At 37.6% G+C, this 20,155-nt stretch carries 7 protein-coding genes; 3 read left to right on the forward strand and 4 right to left on the reverse strand.

Annotated elements, in window-relative coordinates; all coding sequences use genetic code 11:
* Positions 1–206 precede the first annotated feature (206 nt).
* Complete coding sequence (locus ACP6PM_RS00905) at positions 207–5,636, reverse strand: trifunctional serine/threonine-protein kinase/ATP-binding protein/sensor histidine kinase (protein ID WP_426580985.1); 5,430 nt, start codon at positions 5,634–5,636, stop codon at positions 207–209.
* 413 nt (positions 5,637–6,049) lie between these two features.
* Here ACP6PM_RS00905 and ACP6PM_RS00910 point away from each other — a divergent pair, with 413 nt between their 5' ends.
* Together ACP6PM_RS00910 and ACP6PM_RS00915 are read left to right on the forward strand one after the other, a co-directional pair.
* Positions 6,050–7,099 (forward strand): aromatic ring-hydroxylating dioxygenase subunit alpha, encoded by a 1,050-nt coding sequence (locus ACP6PM_RS00910; protein ID WP_426580987.1) that lies wholly within the window; start codon positions 6,050–6,052, stop codon positions 7,097–7,099.
* Between the two features lie 686 nt (positions 7,100–7,785).
* Positions 7,786–8,202: a hypothetical protein gene (locus ACP6PM_RS00915; RefSeq protein ID WP_426580989.1), complete on the forward strand. Its 417-nt coding sequence runs from the start codon at positions 7,786–7,788 to the stop codon at positions 8,200–8,202.
* A 317-nt stretch (positions 8,203–8,519) separates the two neighbouring features.
* On the opposite strand, the gene ACP6PM_RS00920 is transcribed toward ACP6PM_RS00915, so the two are convergent.
* The 3 genes from ACP6PM_RS00920 to ACP6PM_RS00930 all read right to left on the reverse strand — a co-directional run bounded on the left by ACP6PM_RS00920 (position 8,520) and on the right by ACP6PM_RS00930 (position 19,832).
* Positions 8,520–9,344, reverse strand: a complete 825-nt coding sequence (locus tag ACP6PM_RS00920; protein WP_426580991.1) for a YwiC-like family protein — start codon at positions 9,342–9,344, stop codon at positions 8,520–8,522.
* 660 nt (positions 9,345–10,004) lie between these two features.
* Complete coding sequence (locus ACP6PM_RS00925; protein WP_426580992.1) at positions 10,005–12,494, reverse strand: calcium-binding protein; 2,490 nt, start codon at positions 12,492–12,494, stop codon at positions 10,005–10,007.
* A gap of 1,059 nt (positions 12,495–13,553) precedes the next feature.
* Positions 13,554–19,832 (reverse strand): tandem-95 repeat protein, encoded by a 6,279-nt coding sequence (locus ACP6PM_RS00930; protein ID WP_426580994.1) that lies wholly within the window; start codon positions 19,830–19,832, stop codon positions 13,554–13,556.
* Here ACP6PM_RS00930 and ACP6PM_RS00935 point away from each other — a divergent pair.
* Positions 19,825–20,064, forward strand: a complete 240-nt coding sequence (locus ACP6PM_RS00935; protein WP_426580996.1) for a hypothetical protein — start codon at positions 19,825–19,827, stop codon at positions 20,062–20,064. The two genes, ACP6PM_RS00930 and ACP6PM_RS00935, sit on opposite strands and share 8 nt — an antisense overlap.
* Positions 20,065–20,155 lie beyond the last annotated feature (91 nt).

Consider the following 20,155-nt stretch of genomic DNA (forward strand, 5'->3'; position numbering starts at 1 on the left):
CTAGTAACTTGAGAAAGACTATCACAGAATAAGTAGGAGTTGCTCAATATATTGAGGGAGTGAATATTTTTCCCAATTCCCAATTCCCAATTCCCTAGTAACTTGAGAAAGACTATCACAGAATAAGTAGGACTTGCTCAATAAATTGAGGGAGTGAATATTTTTTCCCAATTCCCCATTCCCCTACTCCCTACTCCCTACTCCCTCTAACTATAATTACCAGTTGCTGGTTTAATAGGAATTTCAATTGTGAACTCTGTACCTTTTCCAACTTCAGAACTACAACTTAAATTACCCTCATGTTTTTCTACTACAATTGAATAGCTAATTGATAATCCTAAACCTGTACCTACTCCCACTGGTTTAGTAGTAAAAAATGGGTCAAATATTTTAGACAATGCTTGAGAACTAATACCACTGCCATTGTCAGCAATTTTGATTTTTACTGTTTCCGAATCTGTTACTTCAGTAGAAATTGTAATAGTGGGTTGACGGTCAAATTCTTGTTGTTTATCCCGCAGAGTTTCTAAAGCATCAATTCCATTAGTAAGTAAATTCATAAACACTTGATTAATTTGGGAAACGTAACAGATAACCTGTGGTAAATTACCATATTTTCTGACTATTTCAATTTCATGTTTGTCTGACTTTTCTTTAATACGAGTATGTAAAATTAGTATGGTACTATCGATACCTTCATGGATATTTACAGGTTTCATGTCAGCTTCATCTAAGCGCGAGAAGTTGCGCAGAGAAATCACAATATCTCGGATACGTTCGGCTCCTACTTTGATAGAATTCAAAACTTTTTGTAAGTCTTGTATGATAAATTCTAAGTCTATATCTTCAATTTCATCTTGAATTTTATCTACAGGTTCAGGATAATATTCTTGATATAAATCAATTAAATTCAGTAAATCAGAAATATATTCATTAGCAGGGGAAAGATTACCATAAATAAAGCCGACAGGGTTATTAATTTCGTGAGCTACTCCAGCAACTAACTGCCCTAAACTTGACATTTTTTCACTTTGAATTAGTTGAGATTGAGTGCGTTGTAGTTCGTGCAATGTTTGCTCTAGTCGGAGATTTTTTTCATTTAATTCCTGGGTTCTTTCTTGTATTTTATGTTCTACTGAAGCGTACAACATTGCATTTTCTAAGGAAACTGCTGCTTGAGATGATAAAAGTCTTAATATCTCCAAACGCTCTGGAGTAAATGCACCTGTAGTCAGGTTATTTTCCAAGTATAAAACTCCGATAAGTTTGCCTCCATTAATAATAGGGGTGCATAAAACAGATTTAAGTTTAATCTTGGCAACATAAGAGTCAGTTGTAAAACGGTCTTCAGCAAAAGCATTACTTAAAACAACATCTTGGCGTGTTCGTTCCACATAATTAATTACTGTTAGTGGTAAATCTTCAGATTCATTCATTTGAGTCTCTTGAACTACTACTTCTTCAGAATCTAATGTAGCTTCAGCTTTATTCATTAGTTTGCCTTCTTTTAGTAGCAAGAGTACGCCTTTTTCTGCACCAGCATTTTCCATAAGAATTTTCATCAATTTAGATAGTAATTTATCTAATACAATCTCACTAGAAATTGCTTGAGATGCTTTAATAACTGTTGCTAGATCTAAGGACTGACTATTATTGCCTGTGTCACTAGAAATTGCTGTGCTTTGAGGATCGATCATATAGTTTTTAACTGTTAATATATTTTCTAATTCTGGATATTGATTTTCTAAATCTTTTAGCTTTTTATTTGCCCCCCAATTTTGATAACTATAGTAACTATCATGTAAATGAACTTTTGCATATTTAGGTTTACCTTGATTTAACCAACATTTTACTGCTAATTCATTACCTAATGCTTCATATTGAATAAATTCATTTTTGCTGGCAGATTCTATCCCTTGATTATATAGGTCTATTGCTGCTGTATTTTCTCCAGAAATACTTGCCATTTCTGCTGCTACTAATAAATATTTATGTTCAAAGTTTTCTTGACAGTTATCTGCCCAAATTTTCATCTGCTGTTGATTATTTTCTAGTTGCTGCCAATATTCTTTTTGCTTAACTTGAGAAACATTTGGGTAAAGAGCAGTTAAAATTAGTGAATAGTAAAAATTCAATTCTGTAGTAGGTAAAGTACCTGTAATAAATCCGAGATATTTTTGAGCTGACAAAATACTATCCAGTGCTGCATCTAAATCTCTATATAAATAGAGAATATATGATTTATAAATCAGATATATACACAGAGAGTAAAAGTTTTGATGTTGTTGACAACTATCCAAATATTCTGCTTCTTTATCTATATTAAGATCGAAATCAATTTGTTCTTTGATTAAATAGTCTCTCTCCTGGTTTTCAGGTTTTGATTCCAAGTTTTCGAGAAGATTTTTAATTCCGATTAAAGTATCTGTAGAAAGTTGATTTTTAGTTTTTTGAGTAAATTGTAAGTGGCGATCAATTTCTGTCAATATTTCTGGGATAGGTTGACCTTGAAATAATGAATTAATTGTTGTGTTATGTAGAAGATAACCTGCATATTCTAAATCTCCTGATTCTAAAGCAGCTCCATATCCTTCATGGTTAATTACATTAGACTCTTTAATGTGCTTAAACCAAAAACTTAATGTATTAGCAAATCCACTACAAGCTTTACATTTTAGTCCTGAGATTTCCCATTTATCAGTTAGTTTTAATGCCAATAGACCAAACTGATATGCAGAGTGATAATCTCCAAAATAACTATTGAGAATTATTCCATAGTTAGAATAACAAAGACATGATTCGGCAACCGAACCATATTCTAGGGAAATGTTGACACCTTTGAGTACTATTACTTTCCATAATTCTGGATTGGTTAAATAAGCGGATGTAATCAAATTTGTTAATAGGGTTAAAGCTACTTTATATTTTGATGTGTGCTTCTCTTTTTCATTAATTAGGTAGGCAATTTCTTGATTGCCTAAATTTTCTTTGATCTTGGCAAATTCCCGATTAGTTGCTGTCTGTAAATCTGTTTCTGGAAGCTCTATTTCTAGTAATGCTAGAGATTTCTTACCTGCTGCAATTGCTTGTTCATACTGACCGCGTAAAGTATATTGAACAACCAATAAATTATAAACTTCTATGTTCTCAATGATTGATTGAGAATGCTCTAATATTATGTTAATTAATGCTTCACTTTCTGAGAAATTACTGTTTAAATACTCTCCTACTGCTCCTTCTTTATATAAAGCAAAGGTTAAATCATATTCTTGATTCCAACAATCCCGATCTAATAGAGATATACCTGCTGTAATATATTCTTTAGCAGCTACATAAGCTGTGGCATCTTTGGCTTTTTTACCCGCTTCTAAATTGAGTTTTGCTAGTTCAATTTTTTCTCGTTTATCTGTAATTAAAGTTCGGCCTATATTCAGATGATCTACTAAATCAAACACTCGTTCCCCGCGATATTCTAGAGGAGTATTTTCCAAAAATAAACGTCCAATTCTTAGATGTACAGCCTGTTTTTCAGACTCATCTATCAAAGTATAAGCTGCTTGTTGTACTCGGTCATGCAAAAACTTATAATTCAGAATTAAAAATGGATATAAGTTCAATTCTATATTTTTGGCTTCTGTTTCTGAAGCAGGTAGAATTAATCCTTCTTGAATAGCAGGTAATAAATCTTGAAAAGTTGCATAAGATTCTTTTTCATAAATTAATGAAAGAGTATTCAAATCAAATTGATTACCTACACAAGCAACTAAACTTAAAATTGTCTGAGTTAAGATTGGTAATTTTTCCAATTTTCCAATCATTAACTCCACTAAATTATCAGTAATATCAAGTGCTGTAATTTTTTCCATATCCCACTCCCACCGAATCATTTCAGAATCAAATTTCAGCAAACTTTCCTGATAGAGAGTTTTCATAAATTCATTCACAAAGAAAGGATTTCCACCTGTTTTTGTTTCTACTAATTCTGCTAATTCTTTGACATAGCTTTTGTCATTGTGTAATGTCTCGGCAATTAATTGAGTAATATGTTCAAAGTTTAAAGGACTTAAGTCTATTTGATTTACCTGACCATGATTCATATTCCCAGAGTGAGAACGAATGGCATTTAAAGTCATCAATAAATGATGAGTTGAATTAACTTCATTATCTCGATATGCTCCTATTAGAAACAGATGCTTTGTTTCTTCATCCATCATCATTAATTTAATTAACTTAAGTGTAGCAGAGTCTGCCCACTGTAAATCATCAAGAAAAATAACTAGGGGATGCTCTGGTTTACAAAATAAACCAATAAAGTTTTGAAAGATGATATTAAAGCGATTTTGAGCTTCATTTGCTCCTAATTCTTGTATTTTTGGTTGGGGTCCAACAATTAATTCTAATTCGGGAATTACATCAATAATAATTTGTCCGTTAGTACCAAAAGCTCCTAAAAGTTTATTTCTCCATTCATGTAATTTAGCTTCACTTTCACTTAAAATAATTCTGACTAATTCAGAAAAAGCACTGACAATTGCTGAGTAAGGAATACTACGTTGAAATTGGTCAAATTTTCCCCAAATAAAATACCCACCTTGACGAATAATTGGTTGAGCAATTGCTTGTACCAAAGCTGATTTTCCAATACCAGAATAACCAGTTACTAACATCATTTCTTTTCTACCCTCACACACACGCTCAAATGCTGCCATTAATGCTTCAATTTCTGACTGTCTGCCATATAGTTTTGGTGGGATTTGAAATTTATCAGAAATATCTTGACTGCCAAGAGGAAATTCTACTATTGTTTCTGTCATTTGTAGCTGATTTAAACATTCATCTAAATCAGCAATTAAACCCCAAGCGCTTTGGTATCTTTCTGCAGCAGTTTTTGCTAATAATTTGAGGATAATATTTGATATAATCTGTGGAATTTCTGGATTAATTTCATGGGGGGGTTTCGGTTGTTTAGCAATGTGAGCATGAACTAACTCCATAGCATCAGTATTATTAAAAGGTAGTTGCTGAATTAATAGTTCATAAAAAGTAACACCCAGAGAATAAAAATCTGTACGATAATCTATAGGAGAATTCATCCTGCCAGTTTGTTCTGGAGATATATACGCCAGAGTACCTTCTAAAAGTTTAGAATTTTCTAATTGATGACTTTCACGACTTAAGACAGAAGAGATACTAAAATCTATAATTTTTAACTCCCCAGTTGTCTGGTTAAAAATTATATTAGATGGATTAATATCTTTATGAATAATATTAGCACTGTGAATTTCACCCAAACTTTCAGCTACTTTTATAGCTAACCTTAAAAAACCCAAAATAGTAAATTTTTCTGAGGCAATTAATGTTTTGAGAGATGCACCACCAAAATCTTCTAAAATTATTACTAGACCATTCTCGTATTTTTCTAATCCATAAGCTTTAGTCACTCCAGAAAGATTTAAAGACTTAAGAATTTCATATTCTTTTCTATAACGATTATTTTCAGATTCCCCAGAATAATTTCCTTTGCTAAGTTTAAGTACAACAGGCTGATTATCTGGCTCTTGGTTGGCTCTATAAACTATGGAATTAGTACCCTCATAAATTTTAGCAATAATTTGGTAACCTGAAATATTAATCATTGTTAAATTTTCCTGCAAAACTACTAAATTAGTTATTAATTCTTAAATATTGTCCGTAAGCAGAAAGCAAAAGGCAGAAGGCAGGAGGCAGAAGGCAGAAGGAAAGAAAAGGTACTTACCGGAGAAAGTTTTTTGTTTCCCTACGCGACATGAAACGCGGAGCAGAACGGAGTTCGATCGCTGATTATCCGGACATGATATTAAACAATTTCCTTTTTTAAATCCTTCCTTTTTTTCTGACTTTTGAATTTTGACTTTCTTGAGTGCGTCTTACATTCCGTTGGCGTCGCCTTTCCGTTTGCGTAGGATTCCGAAGGAAAGGAAATAGAGACCTCACCAATTAGCACTCGATGCATAACTTTTGACTTTCTTTGTCATACGATAATTAATTACTCGGATTATATATAAGTCCTATGTCTTCTCCTAAAATTACTTTCTACCATGATATCCGTAACTTGGGAATTAACCAAAATCACTGGTATGCTGTTGCTCGCAGTATAGAGCTTAAATCTCAGCCTTTAAGCATTACCCTTTGGCATCAACCCATCGTTCTTTACCGGGGTTGCAATGGAAAAGTCCATGCTCTAGAAGACCTTTGCCCTCATCGTTTTGTTAAACTTAGTTCTGGTCGCGCGATCGCCGATGAATTAGAATGTACATATCATGGATGGCGTTTTGAGTCAAGTGGTAAATGTTCTCGTGTACCCTATTTAGCAAGTAATCAAAAATTACCTACTTGTCAAATTCGGACTTTTCCAGTCCAAGAACTAAACGGTTTTATCTGGGTATTTCCTGGAGATAAATCATTGGCAAATTTAGTTTCTCCCCAATTAATTCCTGAGTGGGAACATCTCAATTATATTGCTACAATCTCAGTTATAAAATGTCGCGCTCATTATTCTTATTTAGTAGAAAATTTAATGGATATGCACCACGGACATTTACATCAAAATTGGCAAGCTTGGGCAGCAGCAGAATTAATAGACTTATCGGAAAATGACCATCAAGTAGATGCTTATTATCAGGCTCAAAGCTATTATAAAATTGACAAAATTTGGTCGATATCTCAATTATTCTTTCCGGCTTTGCGACAACTTCATCCCGAACCATTAAATGTTAGTTATATCTATCCAAATTGGGTTTCTAACCTAGGGAAAGATTTTAAAATTTACTGTCTTTTATTACCTATTAATGAAAGAGAAACCCAAGCTTATCTAATTCACTTTACATCACTTCAGGCCTTTTGGCGTTTACATAAACTACCAGAATGGTTTAGACGATTTGTGAAAAAAAGTTTATTTGGTTCAGCTCAAAAACTACTCGATGGTTTAGTACAGCAAGATGTAGAAATGATAGAGGAAGAACAACAAGCTTATCTAAAAAATTCTCAGCGACGTAATTATGAGTTAAACAGCGCTCTAGTAAGTACACAAAAGTTAATTAGAAAACAAGCCATCAAATGAATCATAAATATATGCTGAAAATAATAGAGTATCTGTTTAACAGCCGATAAGATACTCATAAGGTATAAAACTTATCATACATAAGTTGTCACCATATTAGAGTGAGGTCAAAAGTCCCTGAATTATAGCACTTTTCAGTTAAGTAGACCAGAAAATCCTGATTGGGTTTGGGAGTCGGGAATAGTAAAGATGCCTAAGGTTTCTTTGCTTACCCGAGTTTATCTAGAGCGAAAACTACTATAAATCAGGTCAATCAAGAAAAATTGTCTCTGTTTGAATCTTCCAAATTCAAATAGAGAGTATAATATCTAACTATTGACCAAAAAATCAGGTCAATAGCCCTCCCTTGAATAGGGTATGAAAAAAAATAAATTTCAGTATTTTAAGCCTCCCAATACAGCAGGAGAAACTGATAACTGATAACTGAAATAACTTTTGACTCTTAAGTTCATCAAACAGTTACTCTCGAGGAGAGAAACGCGGTGAGCTTGACCGTTGATGCCTGTGGATGAGTAACCGCCGACGGCCTCAGTTGAAGCAGGGACGTTCCATGCAACGTCCGTACACATTAAAATGTCACTATATGACCTTTTATGTCGGTTTTATGAAGCAGCAACTACATAGCTAATAAAAATTAGCACGATCAAAGTCAATATCTCTCACATTATGGATGGAGCTAGTTCAACATGGGTAATACCATTGGCATAATGTTTGGGTTTTTAGGTGGAACAATTTTCGCCAGTGAAGGGGGATACAAAGTCTTACAACACCCTAACCCAAACCGAGAATATCAAAGACTTTCAGAAGCTAAATGGTTTTTGGCCTTGAGGTGGTGTGAACAATTTCCAGCTCCTGCTGGTATCCTTAACTTCCAAGGTCAATTTTCTTTTTATAATCAAGCAGCATTAAGAATTGGAGAACACAATTTTTTACCTCTAGAGTATAGGCAAGAAATTTTTAATCAATGTTTATCCTTACCAGCAGGTACAACAAAAACTTACTCTATTTTTGCGCCTGATGGTAATTATTTTAGCTCTTTTGAGGTGATGGGAATTGATATCGATCCGAGATATGGCAGGATTGCTATTGTCAATTCAGTCTAATTTTTTGATTGAAAAAATTGGTAGTCCTAAAATAGTAAGGATAAAGAATATCAGAAGTATTCCATGACAAGGCGTTTTTCCTAGCACTACGCATTTAGGTACTTGATATTGGTAAATCCTGTTTGCGTTTTTGCGCTTCGCAAAGCTTTCCTATGTCACCGACATGAAACGCTGCGCGACATGAATGTACTGCATCCCATAGGGAAGTATGGACGCACCAAAAACTCAGTCAGAGATTATTTTTGACTTTTAATTTTTAACTTTTGACTTATGCGTAGCGCTATACTTATCATTACTTCTTTACCACTACCAAAAAATTAAGCATTAGGTAGGTGAGCGGGAAGAACGCTTATGGCAGCAATAGCAATGTAGATTAGGGCAAAACGAGTTTCAAATATTGCGACAAAATAAAATTTTGTTGTACGATACCAATCTAATCTAAGGGCAATCGCCGCTAACTTAATTAAGGCCACACTATAAGATAAAGCTGTTATTAAGTTTAAGCAGTTGTACCAGTAAATACCAAGTATAATCAGGGTTGCAGTGCTATGATAAATAATTCCCGGTATAGGACAACTGGTCTTTTGTTTCCGTAACTTGAGTGTAAATATAGCACTACTAAAAAATAAGGTATTAAGTATCCACATTGCCATGGCAGTTAGAGAAATATGGCCTGTGGTAGCTGTGTATGCTAGGGGTGCACAGAGACAGATAGCTAAAAATCCAATCATTTCGTTTAATATAGATTTTTGTTTGCGTTTAAAAACAGCAATACTATCTGCAACTAAAGCTGCTATTGCTATTCCATAGATCCATAGTAAACATGGAGTCTGGAGGTAAAGCCACCCAGCGATGGCTATTGCAATACTTCCATACAAACCACCCCAGATTAAAAAACGAGGTTTCCAACTACTTCGTTGTTTGATTTGCACTACTAAGGGATGTTCTGCTTGTAAGGCAAAAAAAGCACAGATTAGAGCTAAAGTTGTTGAGCTTGTCCATTCTTGGGCTAAAGCTGCTCCTGTGAGAAAAGAACCACCTAATACCAGTAAAACCCCCTGTTCTGGAGAAAAGGTAGGTCTGCACCATGCATATAGGTTGGGGCGATTTTTCTTGCTATTAATTGTTGATAACTGAACCATGCTTAGACTCCATAATATATAGTTATGACTAACTTCTCTCACATTCAGGCAAATCTTTCTATAAATTCTTGAGAATTACTTTTAATAATCTCACAACTACCCCCTAAATTTTATGTATTCATTGATACAGAAATATATAATAATTACTAAATCAGGCTATTTGGGAATAAAAATTTTTATTTTTTACCTGCTCAAAGAAAAATAATTGAATATGAGGATAAATTAAGATAAGTAAGATTACTTATATCATGTCCAGATAATTTAGTGATAAAAAAAGTTTTTGTTTGTAGTAGAGCTTTAGCCCTATAAATATCTATCTTAGGGGTAAAGCAATACTACGAGCTTTACTTATGAGTATTCAAACGGAGATGATATTATATCAAATCCGGTAGTATTGGTGTAGTTAGATAAATAGTGTGGGGAGATGGGGAGATGGGGAGATGGGGAGATGGGGAGATGGGGAGAGCTAGAAATATTTGGTAATAGCGCTCGCGAAGTGAACATTTTTTTATACTGAATTAAGTGGATTTGATATTATAGGCTATTTTGGTTAATTCTGGACATTGCCAAAAGCGATCGCCCCTTTGATTTGAGAGAGGCGATCGCTTTAATAATCAATTTAACAATCAGTTAGACTTTGAAAAAGAGTGCTAATCTCAACTAGATAGTAGCAAAATCACTAGCATCAATAGCTGTAGGATCAATACCAAACAAAGTTACTAAATCTTGTGATGTTGCAGTTTCCTGGAGAATAGTATTACCACCACTAGCAACTACAGTTATGTCACTGAAAGTCAGACCATCTAACAAGAAGTTATCTGTACCATCTTGGTAATCGAAAATAGCGTCACTACCATCACCAGAGCGCAATATGAAACTGTCAGCACCGTTGCCACCAGTTAGAGCATCGTTACCACTACCACCATCAAGAGTGTCGTTACCGCCACCACCTTGTAAGTTATCATCACCAGCACCACCTATGAGTTCGTCTCTATCGCCATTACCTTGTAAGAGATCGATACCGTCACCACCTAGGAGAATGTCTTGACCTCCACCACCTCGGAGGACATCATTATCAGCCTCACCCATGAGAGTATCATTACCTGCATTACCCTCCAAGATATCATTTTCAGTACCACCGAGCAATTCATCTGCTCCACCACGACCACTGAGACTATCGTTTCCATCCAAACCTTGGATTAGGTCATCTTGAGCATTACCCTCAATCGTATCATCGCCTCCAGTACCAACAATGCCATCTGGGAACTCAAAATTACTACTATCAAGATCGGCAGCTTGAGTATCTATTAAAGTTGCTAAATCTTGTGATGTTGCAGTCTCCCGGATAATAGTATTAGTACCATCTTGAATTACAGTAACGTCACTGAAAGTCAAACCATCCAATAATAGCTCATCTGTACCAGGGTTAAAATCAGGAATCTGGTCATTGCCATCACCAGAACGTAATACGAAAGTATCAGCACCATTTCCACCAGTCAGTGTATCGTTACCTATACCACCCTCAAGAGTGTCGTTATTGTCACCACCTTGTAATTCATCAACACCAGTACCACCTAGGATACTGTCTCTACCGTCGCCACCATCAAGGGTATCATTACCAGTACCACCATTAACGATATCATCACCTTCATTACCATTCAGTTGATCGCTACCAGTACCACCATCAAGGATATCATTACCAGTACCACCATTAACGATATCATTACCAGTACCACCATTAAGGGTATCATTACCTCCCCCACCGGTGATAGTATCTGCTCCTCCCAGACCATCAATGCTATTATTCTGACCATCACCGTTAATAGTCTCACCATTTCCAGTACCAAAAATGGTATTTGGGGTAGGGTCAGTAGGGTCAGTAGGGTCAGTAGGGTCAGTAGGGTCGGTAGGGTCAGTAGGGTCGGTAGGATCGGTAGGGTCGGTAGGATCGGTAGGATCGGTAGGATCGGGGTTCCCAAACTCGAAGGCACCAATATCAGCTACACCATTAACAACGCGCTGGAAACCAGTACCTCTTTGGTCAGTAGTCAGACCAAGAGAGTTGTTGCCAGCGTTAATAGCAGCACTACCAGCTTGTAAAGCATGGGTTTGAGTGAGTCCTCCGTTATCAGCAAGAGGATCTAGACCAGCGTTTGTGACTCCGGTTTGGTCACCTGTAGCGTTGAAACGAGCATTAGCGTTTCCTGTACCAATTAAGTTGTTACCTCCACTTTGGATGGAGTTGCTGGCGCCAGTTAATTCGTCAACATCATTATTAACCTGAGTCCCACCAGCAGGCTGATAAAAGTTACCAGCAATAATAGTAGAGGTAACAGTTGTATCAACAGTACCGAAACTCGCCAAGCCACCCCCAGTGCCATTATTGTCATCTGTCCGAGTCTGTGAGGTATTATTAGTAATGGTGCTATTAGAAATTGTCGCAGTGACGGAATCTTTGACGTAAACACCACCTCCTTGACCGCCTGCAGTGTTACCACTGATGGTACTTTGAGTAATATTTGTAGTGCCAAATACAGCGACACCACCACCGTCACCTTCTGGTGAGAATGTAGCAATTGCTATGTTGTTATTGATAGTAGAATTAGTAATGTTTGTATTACCAAAGGCAAAGATACCGCCACCGTCATAGTTAGATTGGTTATTGCTAATAGTGGTATTGAGAACATCCGCGCTACCTAGATCGTTAACGTACAAACCACCAGCATTATCTGCTGCTATGTTGCCTGTAACTGTACTATTACTGAGAGTGAGTGCTTCATTTGTTAATATACCACCACCATCATTCTGATTACCGTTATTATTATCACTCCCAATAACACGAGCATATCCACCTGTAATTTTGACTCCATCAATGGTAACTTGAGCTTGGTTATTGGCGTTGCCATCATCAACATTAAATACACGAAATTCACCCGTCGCTTGTCCTCCTGCATCTATGGTGACTGGATTTGTTTCATCACCATCAATAGTGAGGTTTTTATTTATTAAAAGTTCACTGGCAAGGGCGATAGTACCACCACCCAGACTGGGATCAAATTGAATTGTATCATTTGCAGCAGCATCAATAATTGCTTGTCTTAGGGAACCAGCACCACTATCATTAAGATTGGTGACTATAATTGTAGCCATAGTTTGTTTGACTTTTAAATTTAGTTTGCTGTTTAATTAAGCATTAGTAGTTGGTTCCCATCCGGAAAAATTTAGATTAACTTTGGTGGATTTATTTTGCTTGAAATTTAATTAGACATAGCAATAATTCCAGGGTAAATATTTATTATCCTGGTTTGATCAAGGTATTAAATAATGAGTAATTATGCTTGGTAAAACACTACTTATAAAACAGTAAAAAAATTATTATTGTAGTCTCATGTAGGTTTAAATAAATGAATTGTAATTATTACTACATGAATCATAAATAAGAATTATTCATCCAGATTTTATTAAATGATACTTAAATTATCAGTAAATTCTGGGAATAATTTATTGTTTTCTCTTAATTTAAAAGATGCTAATCTTTTTCCTACCACTGTATTATAATTAGGTGGAAACTCAGTACAAATACGAGTGCAATTGACCTAATTTTCCTGATACACTTGATCCTGATCCTTGACGCTATTCCATCTTACTTACTGTTTCATTAAATTGTCAAGGAAACAGGATGAATTTTTTTTAAGATAAAAGATAAGCGATTAAAAAATAGGTTGTTGATATATCAACAACCTATTACCCACACGAAACGGCTTTGTTGCATGAAAGTATTGATAGAACATCCGTTCCGCTTTTCGGTTGTCCCCGACATGAAAAGTGAACCTAGTGGCAGCTATATCACTATCTTTCTATAGATTGATGTTTTATTCATCTGTTGGACAATAGTTAATAGCCTCAAAAACTCTACAGGTAAAAGTTTCAGCCTTTTTATATCAAAGATTGATGTTCTATTTATCTATTGGACAATAGTTGTAGAAGTCTGAAGTACAGATGCAGAGCAAGTGCGGTAGCTATATGCTTTCATACAACAAAGCCACACGAAACTATAAACCCAGTTTCTTTGTGTAATATCAAATCCGGTTGAACAGTGGTCATTGCGACGATAGGAAGCAATCTCAGGAGCGCGCCGAGATTGCTTCCTTCCAGTCGCAATGACTTAGGTATATTAATTATCCGGATTTAATATAAATCCTATGGATATTAGATAATAGTAAAATCATCATTTACATCCAGAGCAACAACCCCACTAACATCTAATTCTGCTATAATTTGGGAATCATCACCAACCGTATTATCACCATTAGCATCATAAATTAGATAAGTCTTACCTTCTACTTCATACGCAAATAAACCAGGGGTTCCGGAAGTTAAAACATTTCCAGGAATATCTGTAGTTTGTACGTTGGTGGCAATGTTATCTAAATTAGGAAGCACTGTACTAGAGAATGCTAAAGTATCCCCACCCACAACACCTAAATCATCAAAACCAGTGATGCGGTCGAACACACCTGCACTAATAGCAGTACCGATAGAAGTGGCATCCACAGCATTAAAGTTTGCTCCACCACCATCATTAGCACTGGTATAAACAAAGGTGTTGTCGCCATTATTTTCAGATAGGGTATCTGCTCCCAGACCGCCGACAAAGGTATCATTACCATCACCACCATCTATGGAGTCGTTACCTTCACCACCCACTAAGCTGTCATTATCATCATTTCCTGCTAAGGTGTCGTTACCTCCTAAACCTTCAAGAGTATCATCACCTAATTCGCCATCAAAATTATCATTAGACTCACCACCAACTAGGGAGTCAGCAGCATCTGTCACATCAAGAACATTTACTGTAACAGTTGCCGTACCTAGATTCAGTGTATCGGCACCATCAGTAACGGTGTATTCAAAGGTGTCAGTACCAATTCCCAAACTTCCGATGGAATTGAATGCAACCTGAGTACCCTGGTCATCCAAAAGACCTAAAATAATTCCATCGTTATCCCTGAGAACATCAATTGAGAGGGAGTTTGGTCCATCAACATCGCTGTCATTTGCAAAAATGTCAATTATCAACTCATTCCCTAAATTAGTAAATACTGGTCCATCATCAACGGCAATGGGTGGGTCATTGACAGGAGTGACATCAATACTAATAACTTGAGTAGCGGAATTATTTTCATCATTGCCATCATCAACTATATAGCTGAAAGTTCCAGCATTTCCGTTAGCATTCTCAACAGGAAGAAATGTTAATGATGTTAGTTGTTCTGTGGTTAACTGTTGGCCAATAGTTAGGGCAGTATTAGTAGTATTGTCTAATACTACTTGCCCTATTTCTGCATCAGGAATACTGTCAACCGTAATAGTAAAGGTATCACCATCAGGGTCAGTGGGTGCTGGAATATTTAAGATTGCAGTAGTAGTAGTATCCTCCTCCAAAGTGACAGTTTTATCAGCTTCTACTTGAGGAGGTCGGTTCGCTTCAATGATATTGATATTTAACAACTCACTGGTAGTTCCCCCGTCTTGGTCTGTCACTAGGAAGTTAAAGCTATCGGTGCCAAGACTGCCAGTAGTAGTAGCATAACTAATTTCCCCATTATCAAGATTTTCTTGAGTGAATGTGCTGCCTACTGCTAAAGTTTCCCCTCCCTGTTGCAATTCGCCTGAAGTCGGCAGTTCAGTCAGAGTATATTGTAGGGAAGCAGAGGTAGCAGTTTCCACATCGGGGTCAATAAATTGGAGATTTTCTGTAGCTATAACCTTAGCTTCACCAAGAGTAACATTTAGGTCTGTAGTCGTACCAACAGGGGGGTCGTTCACTCGAATATTAAAGGTGTCTGTAACTTGACCCCCATTAACATCGATAACTTGGAAACTAAATGAGTCATCGTTTGTATTATTAGCTGTGTGTTGATATATAACTAACCCACTATTAATATCTTCCTGGGTGAAAGTATTTGTCGGGTTGTCCGACTGTTGCAATATTCCTGATATTAGTTCTGTGGTAACTGTGTAGGTAAAGGTGTTTGTACCATTATCTGCATCGGTTGTCTGCAAGAAATTCTGATTTATCGTTCCTGTTTCCCCAAGGTTGATGACCAGTTCGTTATTATTAATAACTTCAGGAATGTCATTTACTAAGATATTAGCAGTGCCAACTCCTTCACTAAAAGCATTTGTGCCACCTATAGTTGAGATATCTGTTAACTGGGTTGTATTACTACTGCCATCAGTGGTATCCCAGGCACGGAATTGGATGGTGGCATTACCGAAGAAGTCGGTATTAGGAACGAAACGGAGGCGTTCGTTTGTTGTCGCTGTCAACAATGTAGTGTTGCTATTATTAACGTCTACCCAGTTTACGCCACTATCAACGGAATATTGCCAGAGACCATTACTATTATCAATTTGAGTAATAGCTACTCCGCTACTAGCTCCTCCATCAGCATCGGTAACTGCAGCAGCAATAATATCCGCGACGGGAGTACCAGCATTATTAATCTCGTTTTCGTTGATAGTAGTTAGGGCGATATCTCCTGGGTCTGTTAGCACTGGTGCATCGTTTAATGCTTCTACTGCCACAGAGATAGTACCTGTTTGAGTAGCAGTATCATTATTTGCTGTTTCAGTTGCTGTCGCTGTAACTGTTAAGTCAAAACTAAATATTGTTCCTGTATCTCGGTCTCCAGGAGGCGAGAGGGTTAAGTTTGCTAATTCCTCTGGAGTCAAGACCCAACTGCCATTACCTTGATCTGTTCCTGCTGAGAGAGTTGCTCCATCTGGCACTCCGGAAATAGCAATAGATAGAGTTTCGGAACCGCTAGAATCGACTAAACTAGCAGTGATACCGAGAGGTAGATCGTCTTGGTCTGTACCTGATACAGTGGGTGTGGATACTGCTAAATTTGGAGTATCTGCAACAGGAGTAACATTAATAGTTACATTTGCTGTATCTGTTAACCCTTCGCTGTCGGCAACAGTGTAAGTGAAACTTTCTGAACCACTGAAATTATCATTCGGTGTATAAATGAAACTATCTGCTGTTTCTTCTAAAGTACCATTTTGGATATTATCAGCAGCAAATTCAGTAATTGTAATTTCCTCGCCATCAGGTTCTGTGTCATTTGCCAACAACTCAGACTTATCAATAGTTATAGCTGTATCTTCGTTGGTTTCAAATTCATCATCCTCAGCAATAGGAGAGTTATTCAGAGGACTCACCTCTACAGCAATAACTCCTGAGTCCGAAGTAGTATCACTATTAGCTGTTTCTGTTGCCGTTGCTGTAACTGTTAATTCAAAGTTTAATACTTCTGTTTGTTCTGCTTGAGAAGGTGTAAGGGTTAAATTTTCCAGTTCCTCTAAAGTTAATACCCAAGTACCATTACCTTGGTCTGTTCCTGCTGAGAGGGTTGCTCCATCTGGCACTCCGGAAATAGTAATAGATAGAGTTTCGGAACCGCTTGTATCAAATAAACTAGCAGTAATATCTAGAGATATTTCTTCATCTTGGTTACCTGAAACAGAAGATGTGGATACTGCTAAGTTGGGAGTATCAGCAACGGGAGTAACATTAATAGTCACATTTGCTGTATTGCTTAACCCTTTGCTATCGGCAACAGTATAAGTGAAACTTTCTGAACCACTAAAGTTTTCATCAGGGGTGTAAATGAAACTGTCTTCGGTTTCTTCTAACGTACCATTTTGGATATTATCAGCAAATTCAGTAATTGTAATTTCGTCGCCATCAGGGTCTGTATCATTTGCCAACAACTCAGACCGATCGATAGTTATCGCTGTATCTTCGTTGGTTTCAAATTCATCATCATTTGCTTCTGGAGCAGTGTTGCCAGGTTCAATATCAATATTTAATAACCCACTGGTAGTACCACCGTCTTGGTCAGTAACAACATAACTAAATGTATCTGTACCAACTTCTTCTCCTTGGTAAGTGAGACTACCTTGGTTGATATCTTTTTGAGTAAAAGTATCTGTTAGTTCCAAAGTAGCGTTGTCTAGTTGAATTTCTCCACTGGTTGGCAGTTCAGTAAGTTCATAAATTAGAGTTTCTGCACCAGCATCAGTATCAGGATCTTCTGCTAGTAGATTTTCGTTAGTAATTTCTCCCTGTACTTGTTCATCAACACTCAAATTATTGCTAGTAACCGTTGGTGGTACGTTAACTCGAATTTCAAATGTGTCTGTAGTTTCTCCCCCTACCTGATCTGAGACGCTGAAACTAAAGGAATCATTTTCGGTATCATTAGTATCGTGTTCGTAAGTAAGTAACCCTTGCTCAATATCCTCCTGAGTAAAACTGGTGAAACTTCCTCCATCAATTAGCAAGTTACCACGAGTTGGCAATTCTGTAACTGTATAAATTAAAGTAGTGTTACTGTCATCAGTTGTTTCTAAGAGAGTATTATCTATTATTCCTGTCTCTTCTGTATTTACTACCAATTCGTTATTTGTTGCCACCAATGGTAAGTCATTGATACTTATATCAATTAAAGCAGTATCAGTTTGAGCATCCCCCTCTCCTGTATTACCTTGGTCATTTACAGAGATACTGATAGAATCACTACCTGAGTTATTACCGGTATAAGTGAGGGTGCTAATAGCTTGGTTAATATTATCTAAATTCCCTGTAAATACTATTTCAGCATCTGCTTGACCATCACCAGTTGTAAAGGTGAGACCAGAAGTAGAATTAAGGGTGAGGTTACTGTCAATAGTTTGGGAATTTGTGGTTTCCAGACTAACTTCTAGGTCTCCATCACCTGCGTCAGGATCTGTTACCTGAATACCAACAATATCTAATTGTTCCCCTTCATTAACCAGTTGTTGGTCGTCAGGAACTGTAATTTCTGGCGGGTCGTTAACATTGATCAAGTTGATCGTAAATGACCTGGTTATATTTTCTCCCGCATTATCAAAGCTTCTGACTTGGATATCATAGGTTTCTTGTTCCTCAAAGTCTAGGTCTGCTCCCTCTCCTACAACTAACCGATCCTCATCAAGAGCAAACCGTCCATCAGCATTATCAATTAATCTATATTCATGGAAATCGTCCACATCTGGGTCTTCTGTGGTAAATGTACCAACAACTGTACCTGCTTCACTGTTTTCTTCCACACTGTCGTTATCTAACAGAATGTCAGTGGGAGGTTCATTCAGAGAAGGTGGTGTCACTTCATCTGGATCGGGGGTTATTGGTGGTGCTGTGGTTGCGGGTGGGTCAGTTACTGGTGGGTCAGTTACTGGTGGGTCGGTTACTGGTGGGTCAGTTACTGGTGGGTCGGTTACTGGTGGGTCGGTTACTGGTGGGTCGGTTACTGGTGGGTCAGTTACGGGTGGGTCAGTTACTGGTGGATCGGTTACTGGTGGTTCTGTTACGGGTGGGTCAGTTACGGGTGGGTCAGTTACGGGTGGGTCAGTTACGGGTGGATCGGTTACTGGTGGTTCTGTATTAACTGGTTCTGGGAAGAAATTATTAGGGTTGAGAGTGGTACTATCAACTCCAATTAAAATAGCTAAAGTCTCACCGTTGGCATTCCGAATAATAGTGTCACTACCCTCATCAGATATTTCTAAGTCTTCAAACGTTAGACCTCCTTCCAAACTAATCAAGTCTTCAGCAGTATTAAAGTCAGTAATAGTATATAAATTATCAGATTCCTCAAAATCTACAACAACGAAACTATCTTCACCCTCTCCACCAGTCAGAGTATCATCACCTCGACCACCTATCAATAGATCGTCACCCTGACCACCATCAAGAGAATCATTTCCCCTACCCCCAGAGAGGAAATCATTTCCTTCCCCACCATCAAGGGTATCGTTTTCTCGTTCCCCATTGAGAGTGTCACTACCTTCACCTCCTAATAACAAGTCATCGTCTTTACCTCCAGATAAAGAGTCATCCCCTGTACCACCATCAAGAGTATCATTACCTTGGTTTCCCGCTAAAGAATCATTATCTTCATCTCCTGAAATACTATCGGCATCTTCACCACCACTGATTAGATCCAAACCTAGGCCACCAGACATAATATCATTACCTGCTTGACCAAGAAGCGTGTCATTCCCAGCATCGCCGACTACAGTATCATCACCAATATCTCCTGAAACAAAGTCGTTGTCTTCTCCTCCTGCTACATCATCATTTTCTTTACCACCATAAATAATGTCTCTACCTTCTCCCCCTCGGACTGTATCTGAGTCGCGATCACCAAATACTGTATCATTCCCAGCATCACCTAAAACAGAGTCAGCATCTCTGCCACCCCGTAGACTGTCATCTCCTGCACCACCGCTAATAGTATCATTACCCCGGTTGCCGTTAATTTGGTCGTTGCCGTCTTGGCCAAGTAGAGAGTCACTTTCTTCTTGGCCAAATACAGTATCATTTCCACCAAGTGCGGAAAACGTGTCGCTGAAGGCGCTGCCAAATACTAGATCGTCTCCCTCAGTGCCCACTGCTTCTCCCCCTGGAAGTAAAATCCCTCCTCCTGGTGCTGTGGGTAAAGGAGTTGGTGTTACCACAGGTGGTGCTGTCGTAGGTGGTGGTGTTGTAACTGGTGGTGCTGTTGTAGGTGGTGCTGTTGTGACTGGTGGTGCTGTTGTAGGTGGTGCTGTTGTGACTGGTGGTTCTGTAATTACTACAAAGCTGCCAGATCCATCAAAGAAACCTACTAGAGTACCTATTTGAACTATCTCGTTGCCATCTGGAGTTGTGGGTACTGGGGTTGTAACTGGTGGTGCTGTTGTAACTGGTGGTGCTGTTGTTGCTGGTGGTGCTG

It is taken from the genome of Dapis brunnea BLCC-M229 (assembly GCF_050015995.1).
Classification (GTDB): domain Bacteria; phylum Cyanobacteriota; class Cyanobacteriia; order Cyanobacteriales; family Microcoleaceae; genus Trichodesmium.

What these genes read in the sequence shown, in the direction of transcription:
- ACP6PM_RS00920 (WP_426580991.1), bottom strand. Translation starts at nt 9,344, where the DNA reads ATGGTTCAGTTATCAACAATTAATAGCAAGAAAAATCGCCCCAACCTA.
- ACP6PM_RS00905 (WP_426580985.1), bottom strand. Translation starts at nt 5,636, where the DNA reads ATGATTAATATTTCAGGTTACCAAATTATTGCTAAAATTTATGAGGGT.
- ACP6PM_RS00915 (WP_426580989.1), top strand. Translation starts at nt 7,786, where the DNA reads ATGGGTAATACCATTGGCATAATGTTTGGGTTTTTAGGTGGAACAATT.
- ACP6PM_RS00925 (WP_426580992.1), bottom strand. Translation starts at nt 12,494, where the DNA reads ATGGCTACAATTATAGTCACCAATCTTAATGATAGTGGTGCTGGTTCC.
- ACP6PM_RS00910 (WP_426580987.1), top strand. Translation starts at nt 6,050, where the DNA reads ATGTCTTCTCCTAAAATTACTTTCTACCATGATATCCGTAACTTGGGA.